14 protein-coding genes are annotated in these 14487 nt (G+C 71.3%); 8 read left to right on the top strand and 6 right to left on the bottom strand.

Going from position 1 to position 14487, the window contains the following annotated elements; genetic code table 11:
• The first annotated feature begins 355 nt into the window (after positions 1–355).
• Together M5362_RS04080 and M5362_RS04075 are read left to right on the top strand one after the other, a co-directional pair.
• A complete protein-coding gene (locus M5362_RS04080; protein ID WP_260225905.1) occupies positions 356–1606 on the top strand; it encodes an SAV2148 family HEPN domain-containing protein in 1251 nt (416 codons plus the stop codon).
• A 100-nt stretch (positions 1607–1706) separates the two neighbouring features.
• Positions 1707–2429 carry an exonuclease domain-containing protein gene (locus tag M5362_RS04075; protein ID WP_260225904.1) on the top strand — a complete coding sequence of 241 codons (723 nt, stop codon included), beginning with the start codon at positions 1707–1709 and terminating at the stop codon, positions 2427–2429.
• 27 nt (positions 2430–2456) lie between these two features.
• Here M5362_RS04075 and M5362_RS04070 read toward each other — a convergent pair whose 3' ends face one another.
• Both M5362_RS04070 and M5362_RS04065 read right to left on the bottom strand, forming a co-directional pair.
• Positions 2457–3287: an alpha/beta fold hydrolase gene (locus M5362_RS04070; RefSeq protein WP_260225903.1), complete on the bottom strand. Its 831-nt coding sequence runs from the start codon at positions 3285–3287 to the stop codon at positions 2457–2459.
• A 47-nt stretch (positions 3288–3334) separates the two neighbouring features.
• Entirely contained in the window at positions 3335–4198 is an 864-nt protein-coding gene (locus M5362_RS04065) for a phosphotransferase enzyme family protein (protein WP_260225902.1), read from the bottom strand.
• A gap of 149 nt (positions 4199–4347) precedes the next feature.
• On the opposite strand from M5362_RS04065, the gene M5362_RS04060 reads away from it, so the two are divergent.
• The 6 genes from M5362_RS04060 to M5362_RS04035 all read left to right on the top strand — a co-directional run bounded on the left by M5362_RS04060 (position 4348) and on the right by M5362_RS04035 (position 10734).
• On the top strand, positions 4348–5277 hold the full coding sequence (locus M5362_RS04060) for a carbohydrate ABC transporter permease (protein ID WP_374214402.1): 930 nt from the start codon (positions 4348–4350) through the stop codon (positions 5275–5277).
• Entirely contained in the window at positions 5274–6116 is an 843-nt protein-coding gene (locus M5362_RS04055) for a carbohydrate ABC transporter permease (protein WP_260225900.1), read from the top strand. Before M5362_RS04060 ends, M5362_RS04055 begins: the two co-directional genes overlap by 4 nt.
• Positions 6116–7411: an ABC transporter substrate-binding protein gene (locus tag M5362_RS04050; RefSeq protein WP_260225899.1), complete on the top strand. Its 1296-nt coding sequence runs from the start codon at positions 6116–6118 to the stop codon at positions 7409–7411. Before M5362_RS04055 ends, M5362_RS04050 begins: the two co-directional genes overlap by 1 nt.
• 75 nt (positions 7412–7486) lie before the next feature.
• A complete protein-coding gene (mgt, locus tag M5362_RS04045; protein WP_260225898.1) occupies positions 7487–8683 on the top strand; it encodes a macrolide-inactivating glycosyltransferase in 1197 nt (398 codons plus the stop codon).
• A gap of 222 nt (positions 8684–8905) precedes the next feature.
• Positions 8906–10108 (top strand): S8 family peptidase, encoded by a 1203-nt coding sequence (locus M5362_RS04040; protein ID WP_260225897.1) that lies wholly within the window; start codon positions 8906–8908, stop codon positions 10106–10108.
• A 71-nt stretch (positions 10109–10179) separates the two neighbouring features.
• Complete coding sequence (locus tag M5362_RS04035) at positions 10180–10734, top strand: DUF1697 domain-containing protein (protein ID WP_260225896.1); 555 nt, start codon at positions 10180–10182, stop codon at positions 10732–10734.
• A gap of 76 nt (positions 10735–10810) precedes the next feature.
• On the opposite strand, the gene M5362_RS04030 is transcribed toward M5362_RS04035, so the two are convergent.
• The 4 genes from M5362_RS04030 to M5362_RS04015 are packed head-to-tail and all read right to left on the bottom strand — an operon-like array spanning position 10811 to position 14448.
• Positions 10811–11617 carry a sirohydrochlorin chelatase gene (locus M5362_RS04030; protein WP_260225895.1) on the bottom strand — a complete coding sequence of 269 codons (807 nt, stop codon included), beginning with the start codon at positions 11615–11617 and terminating at the stop codon, positions 10811–10813.
• 2 nt (positions 11618–11619) lie between these two features.
• Positions 11620–12525 (bottom strand): ABC transporter permease, encoded by a 906-nt coding sequence (locus tag M5362_RS04025; protein WP_260225894.1) that lies wholly within the window; start codon positions 12523–12525, stop codon positions 11620–11622.
• On the bottom strand, positions 12512–13306 hold the full coding sequence (locus tag M5362_RS04020) for an ABC transporter ATP-binding protein (RefSeq protein WP_260225893.1): 795 nt from the start codon (positions 13304–13306) through the stop codon (positions 12512–12514). Before M5362_RS04020 ends, M5362_RS04025 begins: the two co-directional genes overlap by 14 nt.
• 35 nt (positions 13307–13341) lie before the next feature.
• Positions 13342–14448: an aliphatic sulfonate ABC transporter substrate-binding protein gene (locus tag M5362_RS04015; protein WP_260225892.1), complete on the bottom strand. Its 1107-nt coding sequence runs from the start codon at positions 14446–14448 to the stop codon at positions 13342–13344.
• Between the last annotated feature and the right edge of the window lie 39 nt (positions 14449–14487).

Raw genomic sequence — 14487 nt, 5'->3', positions numbered from 1 at the left:
CGGCCGCGCTCACCGGCTGCGGGCCGGCCCCGCCGGCCACCCGCCCGCCCGCCTTCCGCCCGTCGAACCGGTCCGCCCGGGCCGGGTCAACATCGGGTTCCGCCGCACCGCCCCGGACGAGGCCGGAGCCCGGTGCCGGTCGTCCGCCGGGGCTCCCCGCTCGCGGCCGGGGGCGTCACCGGTATGAATCCGCTCACTCCGGCCGAACTCGCCCTCCGGAACGGCGCTCCCAATCAGGGGAGTTGAGCAAGCAGCCTGCCGATCCGGCTGCACCGCCTCCCGCTCCCGGAGTACCCTTCCTTGATCGTCGACAGGCGGCGGGATCGGGCGTCCAACAGCAGAAGGCGGTGCGCGGGTGAGCTCGGGAGGTCTGGAGCTGCCCCCAGGTGACGCGGGTCACGAGGGGATCCCGCCCGAGCCCGCGGACGCACCGCCCGGAGCGGTCTCCGTCGCCCGGCCGATGGAGATCGGGGCGGAGCTCGACTGGGGCGCCGAGGCCTGGAGCGAGGTGCGGACCCGCGCCCAGCGCGCCGGGCGTGCCTATATCTGGCTGAATCTCGTCGAACAGCGGCTCCGCGCCGTGGTCGCCGCCGTGCTGCGGCCGGTGTACGAGCCGGTGCACGGTGACGACTGGGTGGTGGCCGCGGCCGGACCGGCCGGACAGGAGTGGGTGCAGCGGGCCGTCGCCGTGCGCGAGGTCTCGCGGCGCAAGGGCTATCTCCTGGACCCGGCGGACGACAACGTTCTCAGCTTCCTGACCCTCCCGCAGCTGCGGGAGCTGATGGTGCAGCACTGGCCGTGCTTCGAGCCGTACTTCGACGACCGTCGCGAGGTCGAACTGGCTCTGGACGAGCTGGAGGTGACGCGCAACGTCGTCTCCCGCAACCGCGCCCTGTCGACGACCGTCCTCGCCCAGTCCGAACGGGCCTCCGCGCGGCTCCTGGAGATCCTCGGCAGCGGCGCGGGCGTGCCGTCCGCCGACCGGCTGCCGGTCGACGCGGTCGAGGACCTGGTGGGCGACCGGTACGCCGACGTGGTCTCCGTCCACTCCGACCGGGTGCGGCTGCAGCGCCAGCTGCCGGCCGAGGACCTCTTCGGCGGGGCCCGCCGCCTCGACGCCACGGGCATAGGCCTGAACCTCCTCGTGCAGAACTTCTCCGGGCGGCGGCTGGTGCGGCTCGCCGAGTCCGGCTGTCGCATACGCCTGCTGTTCCTCAATCCGGCGAGCAGCGCCGTCAAACGGCGCGAGCGGGAACTGGGGCTTAAGAAGGGCGAGTTGAGTCGCTCGGTGGAGATGAACATCCTCCACATGAGGCGGGTGCGGTCCCGGCTGCGCGACCCGGACGCCTTCCAGATCCATGTCTTCGACGAGACCCCCCGCTTCACGGCGTACCTGGTGGACGGGGACGGGCCGGACGGGGTCGCCGTCGTCCAGTCGTATCTGCGGAAGGCGCGGGGGATGGAGGCGCCGGTGCTCGTCCTGCGCGGGGGTGGCCGCAACGTGGTGCGTTCCGGACAGCACGCACGTGACGGTGAATACGGACTATTCGCGACATATAGGGAGGAGTTCGAGTCGGTCTGGCTCGACTCCCGTCCGGTCTCCTGAGGGGCCGGGACCGTCGCCCGGGACCGCCGCCCGGGGGCGTTGTCAGTGGCGCGTGCGAGGGTGTTCAGCACCACGGGGGAGATCACGTAAGGAGGACCCGATGGCTTGGCACGGGGAAGAGCTGGTCGGATTCGACCTGGAGACGACCGGCACCGAACCGCTGGAGGCGCGGATCGTGACGGCCTCGGTCGTCGGCGTCCAGGGCGGGCGGGTGGTGCGCCAGCGGGACTGGCTCGCCGACCCCGGGATCCGCATCCCGGCGCAGGCGTCCGCGATCCACGGCATCAGCAGCGAGCGGGCGGCCGCGGAGGGCCGGCCGGTCGTCGAGGTGGCCGACGAGATCGCCGAGACGCTGACGGGGTACTGGACGCAGGGCGTCCCGGTCGTGGCGTACAACGCCTCCTTCGACCTCACCCTCCTCTCGGCCGAGCTGCGCCGCCACGGGCTCCCCTCGCTGAGCGAGCGGCTGGGCGGCGCCCCGATAGGCCCCGTCCTCGACCCGTACACCATCGACCGGGCCGTCGACCGGTATCGCAGGGGGAAGCGGACCCTCGAGGCGGTCTGCGCCGAGTACGGAGTCGTCCTCGAAGCGGCCCACCAGGCGGCCGCCGACGCGCTGGCCGCCGTGCGGGTGGCCGTCGCGATAGCCGAGCGGCACGCCGCGGTGGCCGCGCTGACCCCGGCCCAGCTGCATGAGCGTCAGATCGACTGGTACCGCATCTGGGCCGAGGACTTCCAGGACTTCCTGCGCCGCAAGGGCACCCCGGACGCGTTCGTGGACCCGTCCTGGCCGCTGCGCGAGCTCGCGCCGGTGGCGGGCTGACGGACCGTTCCGCCCCGGCCGGTGCCGTCAGCCGATCGGGTTCTCCGCCAGGAAGTCCAGGAGCAGCGCGTTGACGCGGTCCGGCCGGTCCAGCTGGAGCCAGTGGCCCGCGTCCTCGACCCGTTCGTACCGCCAGGTGCCGTCCACGTGCTTGCCGGTGCCGGTCATGGACTGCTCGGTGAGGAAGCGGTCGCCGGAGGACCAGACGCCCATGACCGGGCCCGGCAGTGGCGGGAGCGGCAGCGGCGGACCGAACTGGACCTCGGCGGGCAGGCCCGCCCGGTAGACGCCGAGGGCCGCGGTGAGCGCGCCCGGCGCCCGCAGCGGCTCGACGACCGCGTCCGCGTCCGGGTGCTCGCCCAGCATCTCCCGGAGGTTGGCGAAGTCGTCGCGCGCGAGCCAGTCCTCGGCCAGGCCGGCGAGCTGGAAGAGGATCATGTACCAGGAGCGCTGCTTCTGCTCCCAGCCCGCGTCACGGATCGACGCCAGGTGCCCCACCGACAGGATGCTCAAGGACGCCACCCGCTCCGGGAAGGCCTGGGCGATGCCCTGGACCATGCCCGAGCCCCAGTCGTGCCCGACCAGATGGACCCGGTCGATCTCCAGCCGGGCGAGGAGTTCGAGCAGGTCGCCGACGTGCTTGCCCGGGTGGTACGCCTCCGCGCCGCCCTCCGGCCGGTCGGAGCCGCCGAAGCCCCGCAGGGTGGGAGCGACGCACTTGTACCCCGCCGCGGTCAGGGCCGGGACCTGATGGCGCCAGAGGCGGTGGCTGTCGGGGAAGCCGTGCACCAGCAGGACGGCCGGGCCGGCGCCGCTCACCTCGACGTCGAGCGTCACCTCGGACAGTTCCACGCGCATCACAACACCCCGTTCGCGAAAGGGAGAAGCCCGGCCCCGACATGATGTCAGAAGGGGTACCAGCGCACCTCGGGGTCGCCGTCCCGCAGCGAGGCCACCCGCCGCTCGAACTCGGCCAGGGCCTTGGGGTTCGTCGGCGCGTGCTGGGCCACCCAGGCGCAGCTCGCGGTCTCCCGGGCCCCGCGCAGCACCGCGCACCCGTCCCACTCCCGTACGTCCCAGCCGTACGCCTCGGTGAACGCGTCGTAGGCGGCGGGGTCGAGTCCGTACCGGTCACGGGAGAGGGCGAGAACCACCAGATCGTGTTCGCGCAGATCGGAGGAGAAGGTCTCCAGGTCGACCAGGACCGGCCCGTCGGGGCCGACATGGACGTTCCGGGGGAGGGCGTCCCCGTGGATCGGTCCCGGCGTGAGCCGGGGGGCGAGAGCGGCCGCGGCAGGGGCGAAGGCGTCGCGCCGCTCCCGCAGGAAGGCCGCGTCGGCCGGGTCGACGGCGTCGCCTGCGAGCCGCAGCCACCGCTCGACCCCGCCGAGCAGCTCACGGCGGGGGAGCGTGAAGCCTTCCGGCTCCGGCAGGGCGTGGATCCGCCGCAGCAGCGGCGCGAGGTCCCGGGGCTCGGCCGGGCGCACGGCCTCGGGCAGCCGGTGCCACAGGGTGACCGGGTGCCCGTCGGCCAGCCGGGGCTTCGGCTCCGCCGCCCGTACCGCCGGGACGTCCGTCTCCGCCAGCCACTCCGCCAGCGCGAGCTCCCGCTCCGCCCGGGGAAGCAGCTCCGCGTCCCGGCCGACCTTCACCACGAGCTCGCCCACGGCGAAGACCGCGTTCTCGCCGAGCGCCAGGAGCCGCGCCTCCGGCTGCCCGGCCGTCAGTCCCGCGGCGGCCAGGATCTCCCGTGCGCGCGCCTCGTCCATCCGTCTCTCCCAGCTGTCCCCGATGCCTGTGCGAATCAGCCAAAGTCTCGCATCCATGCAGGTTGCCTTGACGAAGCGACGGCCCGTCAGGACCATGACGGAGGCCGGTGCGGCATGGCCAAAGGCGCAAAAGGGGTCCATCTGTGAGTGTGGCGACCGCAACGAAGCGGTCCGGCGGAACAGCGGCCGCCGGCGGGAGACCCGGCGCCGGGAGGGACCACGGCGCCTGGTTCCTGGTGCTGCCCGCCCTCATCCCCGTCCTGATCCTCAGCGTCGGCCCCCTGCTCTACGGCATCGCGCTCGCCTTCACCGACGCCCAGTCCGGCCGCACGCAGTCCACGCAGTGGGTCGGCACCCTCAACTTCCAGGACCTGCTCCACGACACGCTCTTCTGGGACTCCTTCCGGATCGGCCTGCTCTGGGCCGTCGGCGTCACCGTCCCGCAGTTCCTGCTGGCCCTCGGCCTCGCGCTGCTGCTCAACCAGAACCTCCGCTTCCGCTGGCTGGCCCGGGCGCTCGCGATCATCCCCTGGGCCATGCCCGAGGTCGTCGTCGGCATCATGTGGCGGCTCGTCTACAACCCCGACGCGGGCATCCTCAACGAGACCATCCGCGACCTGGGCCTGGGAGACGGACGCGACTGGCTCACCGGACTCGCCACCGCCCTGCCCGCCGTGATCGTCGTCGGCATCTGGGCGGGCATGCCGCAGACCACGGTCGCCCTGCTCGCCGGACTGCAGAACACCCCGCACGAGCTCCACGAGGCCGCCGCACTGGACGGCGCGGGAGCCTGGCGCCGCTTCCGTACCGTCACCTGGCCCGCCCTCAAGCCGGTGGCCCTCGCCATCACCGCGCTCAACTTCATCTGGAACTTCAACTCCTTCGCCCTGGTCTACGTCCTGACCAACGGCGGACCCGGCGGCCGCACCCGGCTCCCCATGCTCTTCGCCTACGAGGAGGCCTTCCGCTACGGGCAGTTCGGCTACGCCGCCGCGATGGGCTGTGTCATGGTCGCCGTCATCTCCGTGCTCCTCGCCCTCTATCTCGTCGGACGGCTGAAGGGGGACCAGGACCGGTGAGCGCGCTCCGTACCAGCAGACCGGCGCGGTTCGGCCAGTACCTCGCGCTCCTCGCGTATCTGGTCTTCCTCGCCTTCCCGTTCCTCTGGCTGATCTCCACCGCCTTCAAGCCGGCGACCGAACTCGGCTCGCTCCACCCGACCTGGATCCCCGAGGACCCGACCCTCGCCAACTTCCGCCAGGCGTTCGCCGAGCAGCCGCTGCTCAGGGCCGCCGCGAACAGCCTGATCGCCGCCCTCGCCGCGGCCCTGATCGCCGTCCTCATCGCCACGCCGATGGCCTACGTGATGGCCCGGCACCGCGGCCGGCTCTCCACCGCCGCCACCGGCTGGGTCGTGATCAGCCAGGCCTTCCCCTTCGTGCTGGTGATCATCCCGCTCTTCCTCGTCCTCAAGAACCTGCATCTGATCAACAGCCTCTTCGGCCTCGTGCTGGTGTACGTCGTCTGGTCGCTGCCGTTCGCGCTGTGGATGCTGGCCGGATACGTACGGGCCGTCCCGGCCGAGCTGGAGGAGGCCGCGGCCGTCGACGGGGCCGGGAGGCTGCGTACGCTCGTCTCGGTCACCGCCCCGCTGCTCGCCCCCGGCATCGTCGCCACGGCGCTCTTCGCCTTCGTCACCGCGTGGAACGAGTTCTTCTTCGCGCTCGTCCTGCTCAAGACCCCGGAGAAGCAGACCTTGCCGGTCGTCCTCACCCACTTCCTCGGCGCGGAGGGCGTCGCGGACCTCGGACCGCTGGCCGCGGCCGCGTTCCTCGCCACCCTCCCCTCCCTGGTCATCTTCGCGATCATCCAGAAACGCATCACGGGCGGGATGCTGACCGGGGCGGTGAAGTCCTGATGCGCGTACGGACGTTCACGGCGACCGCCGCCACGATCGCGCTGCTCCTCACCGGATGCTCGTCGGCCGACGAGCCCGACGGCGGACCGGTACGGCTCCGCTTCCAGTCGCTGGCGTGGCAGAAGGAGTCCGTCGACGCCAACAAGGAGCTGGTGGAGGAGTGGAACGCCGCCCACCCCGACATCCAGGTCGACTACGTCCAGGGCAGCTGGGACTCCGTCCATGACCAGCTCCTCACCTCCTTCGAGGGCGGCGAGGCGCCGGACATCATCCACGACGCCTCCGACGACCTGGCCGACTTCGCCTACGGCGGCTATCTGGCCGATCTGACCGACCTCCTGCCGGAGCGGCTCAAGGCCGACATCCCGGAGCGCAGCTGGCAGACCACGACCTTCGGCGACGGGATCCACGGCGTGCCGTTCCTCCAGGAGCCTCGCGTGATCATGGCCAACAAGCAGATCCTGGAGTCCTCCGGCGTCCGCCTCCCGACCCCCGACAAGCCGTGGAGCTGGGAGGAGTTCCGGCAGATCACCAAGGAGCTGACGGCCGCCATGGGCAAGGGGAGGTACGCGGTCGCCTGGCCGCTCAAGGAGCCGGTCTCGGTCAGCCTCAACCTGGGGCTCTCGGCCGGCGGACAGCTCTTCCACCGCGGGCCCGACGGCAAGGTGACCGTCCGCTTCACCGAGCAGGACGACATCGTGCCGGGGACCATCCACGACCAGGTCAACACCGACCTCAGCGCCTCGCGTTCGACGCTGGGCACCGGCGGCTCCGACGCCCTGCCCGGCTTCTTCGGCGGCAAGTACGCGATGGTCCCGCTGGGCTTCTCCTACCGGCAGCAGATCACCCAGCAGGCTCCGAAGGGCTTCGAGTGGATCGTCCTGCCCGCGCCCGCGGGCGAGGACGGACTCGCCCAGGGGGTCAGCCCGCAGACGCTCTCCATCGCCGAGGAGAGCCCGCACAAGAAGGAGGCGGCGCAGTTCCTCGACTTCTTCCTCCGGCCGGCCAACATGGTCCGCCTCGCCCGCGGCGACTGGATGCTGCCCACCGGGACGGCGGCCCTCGCCGATCCGTCGCTGCACACGGCGAAGGACGGCTGGGCGACCGGGGCGGCCGTGGCCGGGCATCTGCGCTCCGCGCCCGCGCAGTCGGTCCGCGGCTATCCGGAGTGGAAGGACAAGGTGGCCACCCCGGCCTACCAGGAGTACTACAGCGGGGCGATCGACGCGGCGGAGCTGCGCAAGCGCCTTGAGGGGGACGGCAACCTCGTCCTCGCCCGCTACCAGCGCGACTGATCCACGGACCTCCTCGGGGGAGCCGTCACGGACAAGTAAGTGGACGAGACGTCTCGTCTCGTTTACTGTGGAGCCATGACCGCCACTCCGCGCCCCGCCCACATCGCCATGTTCTCCATCGCCGCCCACGGCCATGTGAACCCGAGCCTCGAAGTGATCCGCGAGCTCGTCACCCGCGGGCACCGCGTCAGTTACGCCATCCCCGCCTCCTTCGCCGACAAGGTCGCCGCGACCGGCGCCACCCCTGTCGTCTACACCTCCACGCTGCCGACCGACGAGGACCCGGACGCATGGGGGACCGAACTGATCGACAACATCGAGCCCTTCCTCCGTGATGCCATCCAGGCGCTTCCCCAGCTCGCGGCGGCTTTCGACGACGACCGACCGGACCTCGTCCTCCACGACATCACCGCCTACCCGGCCCCGGTCCTCGCACACCGGTGGGGTGTGCCCGCTGTGGGACTCTGGCCGAATCTCGTCCCGTGGCAGGGGTACGAGGAGGAGGTCGCGGAGCCCATGTTCGCCGAGCTCAAGGCCTCGGAGCGGGGCAAGGCGTACTACGCCCGCTTCGAGAACTGGCTGACCGAGCACGGTGTCGACACCCACCCCGACCGGCTCGTCGCCCGCCCCCGCCGGGCGATCGTGCTCATCCCCCGGGCGCTCCAGCCGCACGCCGACCGGGTCGACGAGTCCGTCTTCACCTTCGTCGGCGCCTGCCAGGGCGACCGTGCGGACCAGGGGGAGTGGCGGCGGCCGGCGAGCGCGGAGAAGGTCCTGCTGGTCTCCCTGGGCTCGGCCTTCACCAAGCAGCCGGACTTCTACCGGGCCTGCGTCGCCGCCTTCGGTGACCTGCCGGGCTGGCACGTGGTGCTCCAGATCGGCGCGTTCGTCGACCCCGCGGAGCTGGGTGCGATTCCCGCCAATGTCGAAGTGCACAGCTGGGTGCCCCAGTTGGCGATCCTGCGCCAGGCGGACGCCTTCATCACCCATGCCGGTGCGGGCGGCAGCCAGGAGGGGCTGGCCACCGCCACCCCGATGGTCGCGGTCCCGCTCGCCACCGACCAGTTCGGCAACGCGGACATGCTCCAGTCCCTGGGGGTGGCCCGTCATCTCCCGCTGGAGGAGGTGACCCCCGAGCGCCTGCGCGAGGCCGTCCTCGCCCTCGTCGACGACCCCGAAGTGGCCCTCCGCGCCAAGGAGGTCCAGGAGCGAATGGCGAACGAGGGCGGAACGCCCAGGGCGGCCGATCTGATCGAGTCCGAACTGGTCTGACACGCCCCGCCCGAGGCCCCCGGAACACCCGGGGGCCTTACGCGTGCGGCGAGTTGGGGGGAGATGACCAAAATATTATTACGAAGACTTGTTGAATAAATCACAGCTGTATGAAGGTCTTGATTTGCACTCGTCAATGAGCAAGGGTTTCGAGGCAGCCGCCGGAGAACTTCCTTCCGGAGGCTCAACCCCCCACAAATCCTGACGAGGAGACCCCTCTTCATGGCAATACACAAGCGTGTCCGGAAGACGAAGCTCATCGCGGTCTCGACCGCGATCGCGGCCGCGGCCGGAGTCGTCGCCCTCACAAGTCCGTTCGCCGGCGCGGCCCCCACGCCCGCCCTCGGGACGGTCCACGGACTCGGCGTCGAAGGCGCCGTGGCAGGCAGCTACATCGTTCTGCTGGACGAGAAGGCCGACAAGGGCGATCTCGCGGAGGAGTACGGCGGCACCCTGCGCCGCAGCTACGACTCCGCGGTCAACGGCTTCTCGGTGAACGGTCTTTCGGAGACCGAGGCCAAGCGCCTCGCCGCCGACCCGGCCGTCGCCAAGGTCGTCCAGAACAAGAAGTTCACCATCAACGCGACCCAGGACAACCCGCCGTCGTGGGGTCTGGACCGGGTCGACCAGGCCGACACCGCCGGCGACTCCAAGTACACCTACCCCGATGCCGCGGGTGAGGGGGTCACGGCCTACGTCATCGACACCGGAGTCCGCATCACGCACAAGGACTTCGAGGGCCGCGCCACCTCCGGCTTCGACGCCGTCGACAACGACGACGACGCCTCGGACGGCAACGGCCACGGCACCCACGTCGCGGGCACCATCGCCGGTGCCGCACACGGCGTCGCCAAGAAGGCGAAGATCGTCGCCGTCCGCGTCCTCGACGACAACGGCTCGGGCACCACCGAGCAGGTCGTCGCGGGCATCGACTGGGTCACCAAGAACCACCAGGGCCCGTCCGTCGCCAACATGAGCCTCGGTGGAGGCGCCGACCCGGCCCTCGACGAGGCCGTGCAGAAGGCCATCGCCTCCGGTGTCACCTTCGGTGTCGCCGCCGGCAACGAGTCCTCCGACGCCGGCCAGGGCTCCCCCTCCCGCGTGAAGGAAGCCCTCACCGTGGCCTCCTCCACCAAGGAGGACCAGCAGTCCGACTTCTCCAACTTCGGCGCCGTGGTCGACATCTACGCCCCCGGTTCGGACATCACCTCGGCGTGGAACGACAGCGACGAGGGCACGAAGACCATCTCCGGTACGTCCATGGCCACCCCGCACGTGGTCGGCGCCGCAGCCGTCTACCTCGCGGCGCACCAGGACGCCACGCCGGACCAGGTCGCCAAGGCCCTCGTCGACGGTGCCACCGCGGACAAGATCAGCAACCCGTCCGCCGGCACCGCCAACAAGCTGCTCAAGATCGTCGAGTAGCCCTCACCGATGAACCGGCGGTCGCCGTGCCCTCCCCCACGGGGCGCGGCGGCCGCCTTATCGTATGAACCATGACGACGACGTATGCCGTGCTGCTGCGCGGAATCAACGTGGGCGGACACCGCAAGGTGCCGATGGCGGAGCTCCGTCCACTGCTCGAAGGGATGGGCCACCGCGACGTCCGGACCTATCTGCAGAGCGGCAACGCCGTCTTCACCACCGACGCCGACGAGCCGAGCGACGCGGAGCTGACCACCGCGATCGAGGACGCCATCGAGCAGCGGTTCGGCTTCCGTGTCGACTGCCTGGTCCGCGACAGCGCGTACCTCGCCGCCGTCGCCGACGCCTGCCCCTTCCCCGCCGCCGAGCTGGAGGGCAAGCAGCTCCACGTCACGTACTTCTCGGAGACCGTCCTCCCCGAACGACTCGCGTCGATCGACCAGCAGGCGTTCCTGCCCGAGGAGTTCAGGCTCGGCGACCGCGCGCTCTACCTCTACGCGCCCGACGGCCTCGGCCGCTCCAAGCTCGCCGAGGCGCTCTCCCGGCCCGCCCTCGTCAAGGGGATCGTGGCCACCACCCGCAACTGGAACACGGTGGTCAAGCTCGTGGAGATGACCCGGGACTGAGCACGACCACCAGGCCGTCCGGAGGACCGGAACCGGCTCAGTCCTCGGCGGCGCCGGGCCGCCCGGACGAGGACCGCTAGCCCGCGGCCCGCGTCGCGAGGTTGCCGGCCGACAGTGCCCGGCACTCCTCGTACCGCTCGACGAGCAGCCGGGCGAGCTCCGGCGACGGGCCGAGGACGTCGGCCAGGACGTCGGCCTGCGCCGCGCCCGCCGCGATACGGTCCGGCAGCCGGCCGGGCGCGATGACGTAGGGCGCCACCGCCACCCGGCGCACGCCGTCGGCGCGCATCGCCCGGACCGCGTCCTCGGTCCTCGGAAGAGATGCGGAGGCGAACGCAGGCCGCACGGAGCACCAACCGGTGCGCCGCAGCTCCCGCGCCGTTTCTGCGATCGCTGCGATCGCCTCCGGGTCTGTGGAGCCCGCCGAGGCCAGGACGACCCCGGTCGAGCGCTTCATCTCGTCGACCGCCCGACGCCACGCGGCGGTCGCCTCCAGGTCCGACGAGTGCGCCGAAGCCGGGACGACCCCGGCCTCGTACAACCGGCGTTCCACCGCCGCGACCAGCAGCGGAGAGGGGCCGAGTACCTTCGCCTGGCGGATTCGGAGGCCCGCCGGGGCCTGGCGCAGTACGGCGGGGATGTCGGCCTTCGCGTGGAAGGCCCGGGTCAGCAGCAGCGGCAGGGCCACCACGTCCCGTACCCCTTCGTCGGCGAGCCGGTCGAGCACCCCGGGCACCGACGGGAGGTTGAAGTCCAGGAACGCGGTCTCCACGCGCAGCCCCGGCCGCAGCGACCTGGCACGGCGCACCAGCGCGTGCACGGTCGCGGCGTGCCGCGGATCGCGGCTGCCGTGGGCGACGACGAGGAGAACAGGAGCGCTCATGGTCAGCTCTTCACCAGCAGGCCGCGCCCGCGCAGCACCGCGCGCTCCAGCGGGCTGAAGATCAGCAGGTCGATGGCGACACCGACGAGCAGGATCAGGATGATGGCGAGGAAGATCCCCGGCATGTCGAAGTTGTTCCGGCCGTTCTCCAGCAACTGGCCGAGACCCAGCCCCAGATCGGGCGAGGAGGCGATGATCTCGGCGGCCATCAGCGAACGCCAGGAGAAGGCCCAGCCCTGCTTCAGACCCGCGAGATAGCCCGGCAGCGCGGCCGGCATCACGATGTGCCAGGCGCCCTTGAGCCCGGTCGCGCCGAGCGTCCGCCCGGCCCGCAGGAAGAGCGGCGGGACCTGGTCGACACCGGCCACCAGGCCGTTGGCGATCGACGGCACGGCGCCCAGCAGGATCACCGCGTACATCATCGAGTCGTTGAGGCCGATCCACAGCACGGCGGGGGCCACCCAGGCCACCGACGGCAGCGACTGGAGTCCCGCGAGCACCGGTCCGATGGCCGCGCGGACGAACCTGACCCGGGCGACCAGCAGACCCAGCGGCGTACCGATGGCGAGCGCCATCAGGAAGCCGAGCAGGGCGCGCGACACGCTCGTCCAGAGGACGTCGAGGAGCGTGCCCTCCAGCCACATCGTGGTCACGCTGTCCCAGACGGCGGACGGCGCGGGCAGCTTCGACTCGTCGGTGACCTCGGCCACGACGAGCAGCTGCCAGACCACGAGGACCAGCAGCACGGCCACGACCGGCGGCAGGACCTTCTTCACCAGGACCTCGCGCACCGGCGTACGGCGCACCTGCACCGCGTCCAGTGCGTCCAGGCCCGCCTCCAGACCGGCCAGGTCGTCGGTCTTCGAGGCCGTCCCGGCCTTCGGGGCGGTCGTATCAGTGCTGGCCATGACGGCGGATCTCCCCACGCAGTTCTTCGGTGATCTCGACGGAGAGTTCCGCCACGGCGGCGTCCTCGATACGGCGCGGTTGCGGGATGTCGATCGTCCACTCCCGGGCGATCCGGCCCGGCCGGGACGACAGGAGCACCACGCGCTCGGCCAGCCGCACGGCCTCGCGCACGTTGTGGGTCACGAACAGGACCGAGAGGTTCGTCTCGCGCCAGATCCGGGTCAGCTCGTCGTGGAGCACGTCCCGGGTGATGGCGTCGAGCGCCGCGAACGGCTCGTCCATCAGCAGCAGGTCGCTGGCCTGGGCGAGCGCCCGGGCCAGGGCGACGCGCTGGCGCATGCCGCCGGACAGCTCGTGCACCCGCTTGCGGTACGAGCCGCTCAGCCGCACCAGGTCCAGCAGGCGCTCCGCCTCCGGGCGCCGCTCGGCCTTGGGCACCCCGCGCAGCCGCAGGGCCAGCTCGATGTTCTTGCCCGCGGTGAGCCACGGGAAGAGGGCGTGCTCCTGGAACATCAGGGCGGGCCGGCCGCCGGGGGTCTCGATGGACCCCGCGGACGGGCGGTCGAGCCCGGCGACCAGGTTGAGCAGGGTGGACTTTCCGCACCCGGACGCGCCGAGGAGGGTGACGAACTCACCCGGGGCGACGTCGAGCGAGATGTCGTCGAGGACGAGCTGCCCCCCGGCGGGGCCGCCGAAGGACTTCGAGACATGCGCGATCCGGGCGGCGTGCGTCACCGTCGCACGGTCCTCGGCCTTGGCGAGCGTCGCGGTCGTGGCCATGGTCGTCACCTCCTGGGTATGAGCGGCGGACTTGTTCACTTGGCGCCGAGACCGGCGTCGGAGACCTCGGGCCGGCCGGCGGCCTTCAGGACCTTGTTCAAGGGCTTCAGGTCGTAGATGCCGTCGAGGTCGGGCTGCTTGAGGAGTCCGGCTTCCACCGCGTGTCCGGCCTGGGCCCGGAGCGTGGCGGCCAGCGGGTCGTTGGTGAACCGGATCGAGGGCCAGGCGCCGTCGATGACCTTCGCGCCGAGCGGCTTTCCGGTGAGTTCCTTGAGCTTGGCGTTGGCCGAGGCCTTGGCCTTCTCGGGGTTGGCGTTGATCCACTTGTTGGTGTTCACCGAGCCGCGCAGCACGGCCTCGACGACGTCGGGGTGCTCGGCGAGGAACTTCTGGGACACGACGATGTTCGTGATGACGAACTTGTTGTCGGGCCAGAGCGTCGACTCGTCGAGGAGGACCTTGCCGCCCTCGCCGACCAGCTTGGAGGCGGTGGGCTCGGGGACCCAGGCGCCGTCGATGGAGCCGGACTTGTAGGCGTCCGGGGTGACCTTGTTGTCCGTACGCAGGACGGAGACGTCGCCCTTGCCGCTCTGGGGGTCGACCTTCCAGCCCTGGTCCGAGACCCAGTTGAGGAAGGCCACGTCCTGCGTGTTGCCGAGCTGCGGCGTCGCGATCCGCTTGCCCTTGACGTCGTCCAGGGTCTTGATCTTCTCCGGGTTCACGACCAGCTTGACCCCACCGGAGGCCGAGCCCCCGATGACCCGCAGGTTCTTGCCCCTGGACTTGGTGTAGCCGTTGATCGCGGGCGACGGGCCGATGAACGCGATGTCGACCGACTCGGCGTTCAGCGCCTCGATCGCCGAAGGGCCGGCGTTGAAGGTGGAGACCTTCAGCTGGGTGCCGCCCAACTCCTTCTGGAAGATGCCCTCTTCGTCACCGATCAGCGCCGTGGCGTGCGTCAGGTTCGGGAAGTACCCGAGCCGGACGTCGTCGGCCGAGAGCTTCTCGCCCACCGCCGCCACCTTCTGCTCGTCGCCCTTCGCCTGCGACCCGTAGCCACAGGAGGCCAGCGCGCCGATCAGCAGCGGCAGGGCCGCGGCGGCGACGAGCGAGCGGCGCGGAGTGGTGCGGAAGGCAGGCACGGAGGTGGTTCCCCTCAGGGTCTTCGAAGTCTTCTTCGG

The sequence above is a fragment of the Streptomyces sp. Je 1-79 genome (assembly GCF_025195125.1).
Classification (GTDB): domain Bacteria; phylum Actinomycetota; class Actinomycetes; order Streptomycetales; family Streptomycetaceae; genus Streptomyces.
Note: the sequence above shows the minus strand (reverse complement) of the source record. Positions and strands in the feature narration are given on the sequence as shown.

What these genes read in the sequence shown, in the direction of transcription:
- M5362_RS04030 (WP_260225895.1), bottom strand. Translation starts at nt 11,617, where the DNA reads ATGAGCGCTCCTGTTCTCCTCGTCGTCGCCCACGGCAGCCGCGATCCG.
- M5362_RS04040 (WP_260225897.1), top strand. Translation starts at nt 8,906, where the DNA reads ATGGCAATACACAAGCGTGTCCGGAAGACGAAGCTCATCGCGGTCTCG.
- M5362_RS04065 (WP_260225902.1), bottom strand. Translation starts at nt 4,198, where the DNA reads ATGGACGAGGCGCGCGCACGGGAGATCCTGGCCGCCGCGGGACTGACG.
- M5362_RS04070 (WP_260225903.1), bottom strand. Translation starts at nt 3,287, where the DNA reads ATGCGCGTGGAACTGTCCGAGGTGACGCTCGACGTCGAGGTGAGCGGC.
- mgt (WP_260225898.1), top strand. Translation starts at nt 7,487, where the DNA reads ATGACCGCCACTCCGCGCCCCGCCCACATCGCCATGTTCTCCATCGCC.
- M5362_RS04025 (WP_260225894.1), bottom strand. Translation starts at nt 12,525, where the DNA reads ATGGCCAGCACTGATACGACCGCCCCGAAGGCCGGGACGGCCTCGAAG.
- M5362_RS04050 (WP_260225899.1), top strand. Translation starts at nt 6,116, where the DNA reads ATGCGCGTACGGACGTTCACGGCGACCGCCGCCACGATCGCGCTGCTC.
- M5362_RS04020 (WP_260225893.1), bottom strand. Translation starts at nt 13,306, where the DNA reads ATGGCCACGACCGCGACGCTCGCCAAGGCCGAGGACCGTGCGACGGTG.
- M5362_RS04075 (WP_260225904.1), top strand. Translation starts at nt 1,707, where the DNA reads ATGGCTTGGCACGGGGAAGAGCTGGTCGGATTCGACCTGGAGACGACC.
- M5362_RS04035 (WP_260225896.1), top strand. Translation starts at nt 10,180, where the DNA reads ATGACGACGACGTATGCCGTGCTGCTGCGCGGAATCAACGTGGGCGGA.